Below are 12,060 nucleotides of genomic sequence, written 5' to 3'. Positions count from 1 at the left end.
GAACGCCTTGCCGTCGTCAGTGCGGCAATGCACGAAGTCGTAGCTCCAGACATGGTTGCGGTGCTCGGGCCTCAGGCGGATGCATGATCCGTCGTTCAGCCAGAGCCGGCTCCTCTTGGGTTGCTTGCGTGGCACCTTCAGCCCCTCCCGTTTCCAAAGCCGTTCGATACGGCCGACGCTCACCTGCCAGCCCGCATCTCTCAGCAGAACGGCGACGCGGCGGTAACCGTAGCTGCCGTATTGCCGGGCCAGTTCGATCATGTCCGCGACAAGTCGATCTTCATCTTCCCGGCCTCGGGGAGAGCGCCCTTGCGTCGATCGATGTTGCCCCAACACCCGGCAGATCCTGCGTTCCGAAACCTTCATCCTACTTCGGATCAGGTCGATGCAGGCACGCCGGCGGGCGGGGCTCAGAAGTTTCCCCGGGCTGCTTCCTTCAGGATCAGCTTGTCCAGGGTCAGGTCCGACACGGCCTTCCGAAGCCGCTCATTCTCTTTCTGGAGCCGTTTGAGTTCCTTGAGTTGGTCGGTTCCCATACGGTGAGAAGGAAACGCTGACGATTGAAGAGAATGCGCTTGTCAAACAGTGGTTCGGCTTCTCCTCTTTCGATGAGGCAGAGCGCGTCTCAAAGGCGATGGGCGAAACCCAGCACGTGACCGGAACGCTCGGTCTCAACTCCAGCGGAGAGGACTTCTCCAGCAACTATCAGACGGGGCGCGAGCGCCTGTTCATCGCCGACGAGTTGATGCGCCTGCCAGCCGATGAGCAGATCATCCACGTCAAGGATGTCGGCTTCATCCATGCGCGGAAAATCCGTCAGATCGAGATCGCGCCCTATTGCTTCGAGCTGGGCGACAATCCTCTGGAAGGCGCGCGGCTCGAACCCGATCCGAAGGTCGAACTGACCGGCAGCGATATGAGAGAAGCGATATGAAATCCTCGTTTTTCTATCTCGGATTTGTCGCGTGGGTCCCTTTGGCAGCAGCGCTCTACGGCAGCTACCTCGCCTACGGGCTTCCGCATTTCCTTTGGGCATATGAGTGGAGAGAATTTGGGGCCTCGGCACAAGCTCGCCGTCATTACATCACTTGCACGCATCTGGGTCCGTATGGCGGCTTCAAAGCCCCGGCTGTCGCAGGGCAATGCGCCTGGGTGGTTTTTCGCAAGGCAGAAAATGGGAATGCGCCGTCATGAGCCATAACCAAACCACATCGCTGACCGCCGAACTCAAAGCCCATTTCGGCGTCGCATCGATGAACCGCGAAGCCAACATGAAGCTGACCGGAGACCAGTGGCATCGATACCGGCAGTTGGATGAGCAATTCGCCAAGGCGCGAAAGGCGCTGAACACCGCCTATTTCCGCGAGTACGACACCCGTGTCGAGATGGCGCGGCGAAGGCTGATAGATCAGGCAGGCTCTAAGAACCTGGATTTCAAGCACCGTATCTTTGGACGCTATGCCTTCGATGCAGGCGCGATCACACGCCAAGCGCACCGAGAGGTTCGTTTCGATCATGATGCGCGAGTAAAGGCACTCGCTAGTTCGTCCTGAACAACTCCCATCGCGTTGATTTTGTGTTGAAATATTTCGGTATCTCTCGCGATCAGCTGCAGGGTTTCGTATAGTTGAGGCGGAAACCTTGCAATTTTGGTCCCGTCCATGAAGCACCGCTCTCGCCCGCCGGAACAGGATGATCTGCTGCGCCCACGGCTGGTCGACATGATCGATCTGCGGCACGAACTGGTGAAGCTCGCGGCACTGATCGACTGGGAAGTGTTCGAGCGGGAATGGGCTGGTTTCTTTCCGTCGGCCACCGGACGGCCGGCGACGTCACCGCGTTTGGTGGCGGGATTGCTCTACCGTCAGCACGCCTATCGGCTGTCGGATGAGGCGGTCGTCGCCCGGTGGGTCGAGACCCCCTATTACCAGCACTTCACCGGCGAGGTGTTCTTTCAGCATCGCCCACCGATCGATCCGTCATCGCTAACCCGCTGGCGCGGGCGCATCGGTGAGGAAGGGGTGGAATGGCTGCTGACCCAGACGATCCGGGCCGGGCAGAAATCCGGCGCCATCGACGAGGACAGCGTGAAGCGTGTGGCCGTCGATACGACCGTGATGGAAAAGGCCATCGCCCACCCCACCGACGCCCGGCTCTACGAGCGTGCGCGGGATCAGTTGGTGGCTCTGGCGCGCGGCGCCGGGGTGGAGCTGCGGCAATCCTATGCCCGCCTTGCCCCGCGGCTGGCGCTGCAGGTCGGCCGCTACGCCCATGCGAAGCAGTTCAAGCGCATGCGCAAGGCATTGAAAAAGCTGAAAGGCTATACCGGTCGTGTCATGCGCGATCTGCGCCGCCACCTCGGCGACATCCCAGAGGGCACGCTGCGGGACGGGATCGTTGCCAAACTTGCGCTGGTATCCCAACTGCTGCACCAGCAGCCCAAGGGCAGCGACAAGATCTATGCCCTGCACGAACCGGAGGTCGATTGCATCTCCAAGGGCAAGGCCCGGGTGCGCTACGAGTTCGGTTGCAAGGTCAGCGTGGCGACGACGCTGGACGAGGGCTTCGTGGTGGGCATGCGCAGCTTTCCCGGCAATCCCTATGATGGCCATACCCTGGCCCCGGCGCTGGAACAGGTGGAGATCCTGACCGACCAGCGCTCCGGCCTGGCCGTCGTCGACCGCGGTTATCGCGGCCACGGCGTGGCGGCGACCCGCGTCCTGATCAGCGGCACCCGGCGCGGCCTGACGCCAAAACTGATTGCCGACCTCCGACGCCGCGGCGCCATCGAGGCCGAGATCGGCCACATGAAAACCGACGGCCGTCTGGCACGCTGCCCCCTGAAAGGCACCATCGGCGACGCGCTATTTGCCGTGCTCTGCGCCTGCGGCCATAACATCCGCAAGATCCTCGCCCATCTCAGGGCTTGGCTTGTGCTCATCATCGCAACCATTCTGAACGCCATGACCCGCCCGGATCGACCACGTCAGGCGCTTACAGCCGCCTGAAAGCGTTGTTCAGGACGAACTCGCTACCCGCGAGCATAATGCCAAGGAGAGCTTTCTCAGCCGATGCGTCCATCAGAAGGAAATGCGTGGGACTGCCTCCCGCGCCTTCGATACCGCTCGCAAAATTTCGGCAGAGCGCCAGCCTCAACGGACTCGTTGAAACATACAATCGCAGGAAAGGATAAATAGATTGCTCAGTAAAAACTACTCCTTAGATGCATGAAATCATTAATAAAAATTTAAAATGAAATAATATTACGTAAATAACTGTGGGATAACTACTTTATTTGACATAACATGTTCATGTTCTGTTCACAATTTTAGAAAGGATTTTGCCATGAAAGATTTATTCGACCCAAACCATAAACAGCGCCTTGCCGAAGCGAGAGAGAGCTTTTCAGGCCGGCTGCTGACCGATTCCCAGTTCAATGAGGCCATTGCGATCACTGGTATCATTGAAGCGGAAATCTACAAGTCCGGCACGTTCAAGGAAAAGCTGTCCGACTATGCCTACGCCTTTGCCCGCACCGAAAAATTCGATGTGGTCAAGGCCGAGACAACCCTTCGCGATCTGTTCAAGGCTAATACCGGCCAAACCATGAACCAGCTTCGCGAGAGCCTGATGGATCGTGAAGACCAGATCGATGAAGGCGGCGATGAGCGTGCCAAGGAAGCCACCCGCAAGATTCACGCGATGATCAAGGATGGCGAGAAAATCTCCTTCCACCGTGCCTACGATACGCAGGCCAATGAAATGGCGAGTGAGCTGGGCATCACCATTATCGGTGCCAAGCGCATCATCACGGATGTGTTCCGCAGCGAGGCCGAAGGCGAGCTTTACGACTGGGGCAAGACGTTGGAGGACAAATATTTCCGTCCCCAGATCGAAGCCGAAAAAGCTGGCCGCAAGCAGGCACAGGAACCGGCAGGTGAACGCAGGTCGCGTAGCGTGACTGCGAACGGCGCCGATGACCAATCTGCTCCCGCCCCTGCAAGATCAAGAAGACGAGCCCGCGCCCACGGGCCGGCATAAGTGAGACGCTGAGCTATGACGATGGAAAACTCCTCACCCCACACCCAAAACCATCAACATAGCGCGCCAGATGGTGAGCGGGGGCAACGCCCCTCGCTCACTATCGACTATGCGCTCTATGAGAAGTACCTCGCCGAGTCCGATTGGAGCGAAAGCGAGAAGCGCGAATTCATCACCACGCTTTGGTCAATTATCGTCAATTTCGTCGATCTCGGCTTTGGCGTGCATCCATTGCAGCAGGCTGATCCGGCCTGTGGGCAAGAAATCGATTTAACATCACTGATGGCCGGTGACGTGATATCCTCGGCCAAAGGATTATCCAAAAATCAATTTTCAAAGGCTGCCGACCGCCCGAAAGTGCGACGGCCGCACCGGAGGAATTATGAACCAAGTTAGCGACGAATTCGAGAAAGGGACGAAGGCCGTTGTTTACGCCCGCGTCTCTTCCTCCAAGCAAACAAAGGTCGGCGACGGCCTCGGCTCTCAACAAACGCGCTGCCGGGAATACGCCAAATATAAAGGTCTCGATGTTGTCGAGACCTTCTCGGACGATATGAGCGGTTCGCTCACGACCCGCCCCGGCATGAAATCCATGCTGAGTTATTTGCGCAGACACAGCAAGAAGCAGCCGGTCATTGTCATCATCGATGATATCTCGCGGCTGGCGCGTGGTATCGAGGCGCATTTGCAGCTTCGTGCAGCGATCGGTCAGGCGGGCGGTATTCTCAAAAGCCCGACCATCGAGTTCGGCGAGGATTCAGACTCCATTCTTGTCGAGAACATGCTGGCCAGCGTATCGCAACACCAGCGCCAGAAAAATGCCGAGCAGACGATCAACCGTATGCGGGCGCGCACGATGAATGGATATTGGTGCTTTCAGGCACCGATCGGCTACCGCTATCAACGCACCGCTGGCCACGGCAATCTGCTTGTGCGCGATGAGCCTCACGCCTCAATCCTGGCTGAGGCGCTCGAAGGATATGCTTCCGGCCGATTTGACACCCAGGTCGAGGTCAAGCGCTTCCTTGAAAGCCAGCCTGACTTTCCCAAAGACCTGAACGGTACTGAAATTCGAAATCAGCGCATCACGGATATGCTGACCCGCCCGGTCTACGCCGGTTACATCGAAGCGCCGAATTGGAACGTCGGCTTACGCAAAGGTCATCATGAAGGTCTCATCAGCTACGAAACCTATCTAAAAGTGCAACAGCGACTGCGCGAAGGTGCGAGAGCTCCGGCGCGCAAAGACATCAGCGAAGATTTTCCGCTGCGCGGGTTCGTGACATGCGGCGACTGCGACAAGCCACTCACCGCCTGCTGGTCGAAATCCAAGACCGGCGCGAAGCATCCCTATTATATGTGCTTCACCAAATTATATGTGCTTCACCAAAGGCTGTGACAGCTATCGCAAGTCCATCCGGCGCGACCAGATGGAAGCCGAGTTCGAGAGAATCCTCAGCGCCATGCAGCCCGGCGATACGCTTATGGGTATGGCAACAGACATGTTTAAAAATGCCTGGGGCCAACGATTGGCACAGGCCAAACAAATGCTGACCGGACTGAGACAGCAAGCAGGCAAGGTCGATAAGCAGATCGATCAACTGGTGGAGCGCATCGTCGAAGCCGACAACCCGCGCGTGATCAGCGCCTATGAGAACAAGATCGCCAGTCTCGAAAATGAAAAGCTGCTGATCGCCGAAAGACTGCAAACCCAGAGCAAGCCATGTCATGCCTTTGAGGATATGTTCGAACTCGCGCTCGAATTCCTCTCAACCCCTTGGAATCTCTGGGCTTCCGGGCAGATTCACCTGCGCAAGATCGTGCTCAGATTGGCGTTTGCAGAGCGTATTGCCTACACCCGCAATGAAGGGTTTTCGAACCCAAAAAAGTCATTACCGTTCAAGATGTTAGAGGGCGTGAACATGAGAAAATGTGAAATGGCGCACCCGACAGGATTCGAACCTGTGACCTCTGCCTTCGGAGGGCAGCACTCTATCCAGCTGAGCTACGGGTGCCGGTGACCCGGGCTATACGATATCAAGCCGTGCACTGCAATCGGTTAACTGCGGATTTTTCTTGCTTTACTGCCCGTCGGTTTTCCAAATGGCGTCATGGACCGTACCCCCTCGCTTTCTCTGCTCATCCTACTGCAAGTTGCCGTCTCCGCCGCCTCTCTGGTGGTCGAGATCGTGGCTGGCCGAATGCTCGCGCCTTACGTCGGCATGTCGCTTTACACGTGGACCTCGATCATCGCGGTCGTGCTGGCAGGGTTCTCTCTGGGCCACTGGATCGGCGGTCGCCTGGCCGAGCATCCGCCCCGGCGCGCGCTGAACCTGACCGGGTGGACGATGGTGGCCGCGGCACTGACAACGGCGGCCTCCGCCCTTTTGCTGCGCGCCATGTCCGGCCCGGTGCTGGCGGCCGTGGCGCATCCGGTCTGGGGAATCGCCGTGCTGACGCTTGCGGTGTTCTTCCTGCCGTCGACCTTTGCCGGTGTCCCGGCCCCCGTTCTGGCGGCATTGGCCGTAACACGCCGCGAAGGCGCCGGCCGGGCGCTCGGTGCGATGTTTGCGGCCGGCGCCCTGGGTGCGATCGCCGGAACGCTGCTTGCCGGGTTTCTCTTCATTTCCTGGCTCGGGTCATCGCTGACCCTGCTGGCGGTAACGGGGATATACGCGATTGCGGGCCTTGTCTGCTTCCGCCTTGCCGGCGACAGGCTGCTGGCACCGCTGAGTGCCGTTCTGGTGATTGCGGGTCTGGCCGCCGCGGCGCTTGCGGCCCCTGATCCCTGCACCCGCGAAAGCCGCTATTACTGCATCCGCGTCATCGAACTGGGATCACCTGACGCTCCGGAACGGCTGATGGTGATCGATCACCTGGGGCACGGGATCAGCGCCCGTGACACGCCTCTGGTGATGTATACCGATCATGCCGCCATGCTGGACGCGCTCGCCCGTATCCGCACCTCTCGCTCCGATTTCACCTCGTTCTTCATCGGCGGCGGTTCCTATTCCATCCCCCGTGCCTTCGCGCTGCGCGGCACCGGGTCCCGCACGGTAGCCGAAATCGACCCTGAGGTCACCCGTGTCGCCGCCGAACAGTTCTGGTTCGACCCGACCAGCGCCGAAATCCTGCACGAGGACGCCCGCCGCGCCCTGCTGACACGGCCCGACCGGCGCTATGACGTGATCCTGGGTGACGCCTTTACCGATGTCGCAGTGCCCGCGCATCTTGTTACCCGGGAGTTCTTTGAACTGGTTCGAGACAGGCTCACCCCGGACGGCACCTATCTCATGAACGTCATCGATTATCAGGACCGGCTGCATGCGCTGGCATCCATGGTCCGCACCTTGTCCACCGTCTTTCCTGATGTCGAAGTCTGGACCAGCACCACATCCCCGCCACCGGGAGAGCGCGCCGTCTTTGTGATCGCGGCGGGATCACGCCCGACCGGGCATTCCAGGTTCGTAACCCGCGCCCCGGACAGAACAGAGTTCGGTGCGCTGGACCCAAGCTGGGTCACCCAACTGGCGGCAACGGGGACCTTGCTCACCGATGATTTTGCCCCGATCGACCGCCTGATCGGACGCCCTGACTAGGACCCGCTCCTTCATTTCGCAAGAAAATACTCCGGGGGAGTCGCGCACCGGCGCGACGGGGGCAGCGCCCCCTTTCCCCACAGTTCGTGTTCAGGCGAACAACTCATGCGCCAGTTCCAGCGCGTCGATCAGCGTATCCACCTCTTCGCGGGTGTTATAGAGGCCGAAACTCGCCCGGCAGGTCGCTGTGACACCCAGATGCTCCATCAGCGGCCCGGCGCAATGGTGGCCTGCCCGCACGGCGACACCCTTCTTGTCCAGGATGGTCGAGATGTCATGCGCATGCGCCGCGCCTTCGAGCGTGAAAGAGAAGATCGCCGCCTTGCCCGGCGCATGACCCTGCACGTTCAACCAGTTAAGCCCCGCAAACCGCTGGCTCGCATAATCTCGCAGACCCGCCTCGTGTGCCGCGATGCTCTCCATGCCAAGAGCCATAAGGTATTCCAGCGCCACGCCAAACCCGATGGTCTGCACAATGCCGGGGGTACCCGCCTCGAACTTCATCGGCGGATCGTTGTAGACTACCGCGTCCTTGGTGACCTCCTTGATCATGTCGCCACCGCCCAGGAACGGGCGCATTTCCGCCAGACGTTCGGCCCGGCAAAAGATCGCGCCCGACCCCGAGGGGCCATAGAGTTTGTGCCCGGTTATGGCGTAGAAATCACAGCCCATATCCTGAACGTCGACCGGCATATGCACCGCGCCTTGCGAGCCATCGACCAGTACCGGCACGCCCTTTGCGCGAGCCCCCGTACAGATGGATTTTACATCAACAACGGTCCCCAAAACATTGGAACATTGAGTAATCGCGATCAGTTTTGTCTTCGGGCCAATGGCGTCCAGAACCGCCTGAGGGTCCAGGGTTCCGTCCGCCGCGGGGTCGATCCATTTAAGAACCACGCCCTGACGTTCGCGCAGGAAATGCCAGGGCACGATATTGGCGTGATGTTCCATCGTCGACAGCACGATCTCGTCGCCTGCCTGCATGTGCGGCATGGCCCAGCCATAGGCGACCATGTTGATCCCCTCGGTGGTGCCCGAGTTCAGCACGATCTCATCCTCGGACCCGGCATTCAGGAACCGCGCGATGATACCGCGCACGGCCTCGTATTTCTCGGTCGCGAGATTGGACAGAAAGTGCAGGCCGCGATGAACGTTGGAATACTCCATCGCATAGGCCTGGGTGATCGCGTCGATGACCACCCGCGGCTTTTGCGCCGAGGCGCCATTATCCAGGTATGTCAGAGGCTTGCCGTTCACCTCTCGCCCAAGAATTGGGAAATCGGTACGAATTTTCCGGACATCATACATGCGGAGGAGCTCCCGGGATTGGTCCCCCGGCAAGGGACAGCAGAACGAAAAGTGAAAACGCGATGGCCAGGATCGACAGAACCAGAACACCCGCCGCGTGAATCAACGACCCCAAGCGATGCGCCTGGTCGATGAAGTGAAGAAAAACGTAAAGCGCCACCAGATTGGCCGCCAGCGCCAACAGCGCCGACAGAATCGGAATGGTAAGCGCCAGGACCAGCGTGACCGCCTGCACCGTCACCAACAACAGCTGCATCCAGACGATCAGCGCCATCACATCGCCAAACGATCCCTGCCCGCCCAACCAGCGACCGACGCGATGAACCGCGAGGATCGTCAGCACCAATCCCCCGGCCATCAACGCGCCATAACCGACCGCCGACACCGGCATGCCCGGCAATGGCATGCTCATCGGCCCGAAGGCAAGATTGGACAACCCATGCAGCAATGTATTCAGAACAACCGCCAGCGCCAGACCCAGCCACAGGGTTTCGCGTCCCAGGTTCAAGGCCATGACGTCCCGCGCCGCTTGTGCCGGATTGGTGATCGACAACAGGGCCAGGCGGCGCAATTCGCTGGGAGTCATCATTCCGGCCTTTCCGCCTGGTAGAGATTGGACAACCAGAACCACAGGAACACGACCATCCACAAGAGGCCAACGATGCTCAGCGCCGGTCCGGGGCCAATAAACCCCGCGACCAGACCATTGAGCAGCAACAGCGGAGTGGAAGCCAGCAACGACCAGAACAGCGCCAGCCGCGCCGCATAGGCGGTGCCACGACCACCCAGCACCCGCGCGACCCAATGCGACAGCAAGGCAAGGGTATAGAGCACCAGCGGCAGGATGATCACGCTGCCCAGCAGCGCGCCCCCCATCAGCATATCCAGTTCCAACTGCTCCAGATGGGCCCGGCGCGCCAGCGCCGGCATCTGCGCAACAAAGGCAATGACGCAAAACGCCATGACCAAGGCCAGCGCGCGGTCTTCGCGCGGCCCCATATCCAGCAGGCGCCGCATCACGCGCCGCGGCCCCCGATAGGTGGCGACGATATCGGCAGTGACCGGCATCAGGACCGCCGCGCCAGCCAACCTTCGAGCCGCGAGACGATGTCGTCGGCCAGCGATTTGTCCTCGATCTCGTCCACCGCCTCGGCCAGGAAGGCCAGCGTCAAGAGATCGGTCGCCTCCTTCAGCGGCACGCCGCGTGAGCGCAGGTAAAACAGCGCCGTCTCGTCGATCGCACCGCTGGTGGAGCCATGCGAACAGGCCACGTCATCGGCATAGATCTCCAGCTCGGGCTTGGCCAGGAACTGGCTGTCATCGTCCAACAGCAGCGACTGGCTGATCTGATAGCCGTCGGTCTTCTGCGCGCCGGGCTTCACCAGGATCTTGCCCTGGAACACGCCGGTCGCGCCATTGCGCAGCACCTTCTTGAACACCTGTCGGCTTTCGCAACCCACCGCGTCATGGGTGATGAACACGGTGTCGTCATGATGAAAATCGCCGTCGCCCACACAGGCCCCCGCCACATGCGCCACCGCGTCGTCGCCGGTCAGTTCGACCACCTGCTCATTGCGGGTCAGCACCCCGTTCACGGTCAGGGTAAAGGACTTGTAGACCGACCCTTCGCCAAGCCGCGTGAACATATGGGTCACCGCCCGGCGTTCATGGTCGCGCCCCTGCGCCCGCACGTGATGCAGGGTGCCGCCATCGGCAATGTCGATCTCCATGCACTTGTTGAACCGCGATGCCGCCGGACCGTTTTCAAGAACCGTCACCGCCGCGCCGCTTTCCACCCGGATCACGTGATGCAGGATCGCGTCCGAGGTCTCGGACGCATGTTGATAGATCAGGCTGATCGGTTTGGACGGGGTGCCGGTGACGTGGATCGCCACGCCATCGGCGGCAAAGGCCGTGTTCAGCGCCGCCAGTGGGCGCGGCACAGGCGTATGACCACGCGCTTCAAGAACGCCGTACAAGTCCTTGGCCCAATGGATATCTTTGCAGCAGATATCCTCGATACGCTCGATCTGGACACCTTCCAGCTCAAGCGGATCCGACGCCTCGGGGTCAAACACACCATCGACAAAGACGATCTTCAGCCGGTCGACCGCATCGAACATCATCGGTTCGCCCGCTGCGAACGTGGCGGCGCGCGGTGCGTCCGGTGTGATCAGCGAATCGGGCCGGGTGTACTTCCAGTATTCGTCGCGCCGACCGGGCACACCCATCTCTCGTAACCGGGCCAAAGCGGCCTCACGCGCGGCGCGGGTGCAGCCGGCCTCGGGCAGATGCAGCGACGACAACAGGGCTTCGGTCGCGGTCTGTTTCTGAGCAGGCAGCGCCATCAGTTCACCTCGGCCAGAATGTCGGCATAACCGTTGTTCTCCACCTCCAGCGCCAGCTCGGGACCACCGGTCTTTACGATGCGGCCATCGGCCATGATATGCACCACATCCGGTTTGATGTGATCGAGCAGGCGCTGGTAATGGGTGATCACCAGGAACCCGCGACCAGCATCACGCAGCGCATTCACGCCCTCGGCCACCAGCTTCATCGCATCGACGTCAAGGCCCGAGTCGGTCTCGTCCAGGATGCACATCTTGGGCTCCAGCATCGCCATTTGCAGGATCTCGTTGCGCTTTTTCTCACCGCCCGAAAAGCCCACATTGACCGGCCGTTTCAGCATGTCGGCGTCGATCTTCAGCGCCTTGGCCTTGGTGCGCACCTGTTTCAGGAAGTCCGCCGCGCTCAGTTCCTCCTCACCCCGTGCCTTACGCTGCGCGTTCAACGCGGTGCGCAGAAAGGTCATGTTGCCGACGCCCGGAATTTCCACCGGATACTGGAAGGCCAGGAACAGGCCAGCGGCGGCGCGTTCCTCGGGCTCCATCTCCAGCAGGTCGACCCCTTCAAGCTGGGCCGACCCTTCGGTCACCTCATAGCCATCGCGACCGGACAGAACATAGGACAGGGTGGATTTCCCCGATCCGTTCGGCCCCATGATCGCATGCACCTTACCCGCTTCGACGGTCAGGTCCACACCCTTGAGGATCTGTTTGTCCTCTTCTTCAAGTTTGACGTGCAGATTGTTGATTGTAAGCATTTTATC

At 60.1% G+C, this 12,060-nt stretch carries 14 protein-coding genes, 1 tRNA gene and 1 pseudogene; 8 read left to right on the top strand and 8 right to left on the bottom strand.

Annotated elements, in window-relative coordinates; all coding sequences use genetic code 11:
* A pseudogene (locus OE747_RS17510) lies at positions 1–530 on the bottom strand (IS3 family transposase); the annotation flags it as partial.
* 23 nt (positions 531–553) lie between these two features.
* On the opposite strand from OE747_RS17510, the gene OE747_RS17505 reads away from it, so the two are divergent.
* The 7 genes from OE747_RS17505 to OE747_RS17475 all read left to right on the top strand — a co-directional run bounded on the left by OE747_RS17505 (position 554) and on the right by OE747_RS17475 (position 5,440).
* A complete protein-coding gene (locus tag OE747_RS17505; RefSeq protein WP_318527319.1) occupies positions 554–934 on the top strand; it encodes a TraM recognition domain-containing protein in 381 nt (126 codons plus the stop codon).
* Positions 931–1,194, top strand: a complete 264-nt coding sequence (locus OE747_RS17500) for a hypothetical protein (protein WP_263829839.1) — start codon at positions 931–933, stop codon at positions 1,192–1,194. The genes OE747_RS17505 and OE747_RS17500 overlap by 4 nt, the downstream gene beginning before the upstream one ends.
* The gene (locus OE747_RS17495) at positions 1,191–1,553 is read left to right on the top strand and encodes a hypothetical protein (RefSeq protein ID WP_263829838.1); all 363 of its coding nucleotides are present in this window, start codon (positions 1,191–1,193) and stop codon (positions 1,551–1,553) included. The genes OE747_RS17500 and OE747_RS17495 overlap by 4 nt, the downstream gene beginning before the upstream one ends.
* A 108-nt stretch (positions 1,554–1,661) precedes the next feature.
* Positions 1,662–3,008: an IS5 family transposase gene (locus tag OE747_RS17490; RefSeq protein WP_263829837.1), complete on the top strand. Its 1,347-nt coding sequence runs from the start codon at positions 1,662–1,664 to the stop codon at positions 3,006–3,008.
* 337 nt (positions 3,009–3,345) lie between these two features.
* A complete protein-coding gene (locus OE747_RS17485) occupies positions 3,346–4,041 on the top strand; it encodes a hypothetical protein (protein WP_263829836.1) in 696 nt (231 codons plus the stop codon).
* Between the two features lie 15 nt (positions 4,042–4,056).
* The gene (locus OE747_RS17480; RefSeq protein ID WP_263829835.1) at positions 4,057–4,437 is read left to right on the top strand and encodes a hypothetical protein; all 381 of its coding nucleotides are present in this window, start codon (positions 4,057–4,059) and stop codon (positions 4,435–4,437) included.
* Positions 4,424–5,440 carry a recombinase family protein gene (locus OE747_RS17475; protein WP_263829834.1) on the top strand — a complete coding sequence of 339 codons (1,017 nt, stop codon included), beginning with the start codon at positions 4,424–4,426 and terminating at the stop codon, positions 5,438–5,440. Before OE747_RS17480 ends, OE747_RS17475 begins: the two co-directional genes overlap by 14 nt.
* Here the strand turns inward: OE747_RS17475 and OE747_RS17470 are convergent.
* Both OE747_RS17470 and OE747_RS17465 read right to left on the bottom strand, forming a co-directional pair.
* Positions 5,406–5,771 carry a hypothetical protein gene (locus OE747_RS17470; protein ID WP_263829833.1) on the bottom strand — a complete coding sequence of 122 codons (366 nt, stop codon included), beginning with the start codon at positions 5,769–5,771 and terminating at the stop codon, positions 5,406–5,408. The genes OE747_RS17475 and OE747_RS17470 overlap by 35 nt on opposite strands.
* 208 nt (positions 5,772–5,979) lie before the next feature.
* Positions 5,980–6,056 (bottom strand) — tRNA-Arg (locus OE747_RS17465).
* A gap of 96 nt (positions 6,057–6,152) precedes the next feature.
* Between OE747_RS17465 and OE747_RS17460 the strand changes: the two genes are divergently transcribed.
* Positions 6,153–7,640: a fused MFS/spermidine synthase gene (locus OE747_RS17460; protein WP_263829832.1), complete on the top strand. Its 1,488-nt coding sequence runs from the start codon at positions 6,153–6,155 to the stop codon at positions 7,638–7,640.
* Between the two features lie 90 nt (positions 7,641–7,730).
* On the opposite strand, the gene OE747_RS17455 is transcribed toward OE747_RS17460, so the two are convergent.
* The 5 genes from OE747_RS17455 to sufC are packed head-to-tail and all read right to left on the bottom strand — an operon-like array spanning position 7,731 to position 12,054.
* Entirely contained in the window at positions 7,731–8,951 is a 1,221-nt protein-coding gene (locus OE747_RS17455; protein WP_263829831.1) for a cysteine desulfurase, read from the bottom strand.
* Positions 8,944–9,540: a YIP1 family protein gene (locus tag OE747_RS17450; protein WP_263829830.1), complete on the bottom strand. Its 597-nt coding sequence runs from the start codon at positions 9,538–9,540 to the stop codon at positions 8,944–8,946. Before OE747_RS17450 ends, OE747_RS17455 begins: the two co-directional genes overlap by 8 nt.
* Positions 9,537–10,019 (bottom strand): YIP1 family protein, encoded by a 483-nt coding sequence (locus OE747_RS17445; RefSeq protein ID WP_263829829.1) that lies wholly within the window; start codon positions 10,017–10,019, stop codon positions 9,537–9,539. Before OE747_RS17445 ends, OE747_RS17450 begins: the two co-directional genes overlap by 4 nt.
* Entirely contained in the window at positions 10,019–11,299 is a 1,281-nt protein-coding gene (locus OE747_RS17440; protein WP_263829828.1) for a SufB/SufD family protein, read from the bottom strand. Before OE747_RS17440 ends, OE747_RS17445 begins: the two co-directional genes overlap by 1 nt.
* Positions 11,299–12,054: a Fe-S cluster assembly ATPase SufC gene (sufC, locus tag OE747_RS17435; RefSeq protein WP_263829827.1), complete on the bottom strand. Its 756-nt coding sequence runs from the start codon at positions 12,052–12,054 to the stop codon at positions 11,299–11,301. Before sufC ends, OE747_RS17440 begins: the two co-directional genes overlap by 1 nt.
* Positions 12,055–12,060: the final 6 nt, after the last annotated feature.

The organism is Ruegeria aquimaris, assembly GCF_025751555.1.
GTDB classification, from domain to species: domain Bacteria; phylum Pseudomonadota; class Alphaproteobacteria; order Rhodobacterales; family Rhodobacteraceae; genus Ruegeria_B; species Ruegeria_B aquimaris.
Note: the sequence above shows the minus strand (reverse complement) of the source record. Positions and strands in the feature narration are given on the sequence as shown.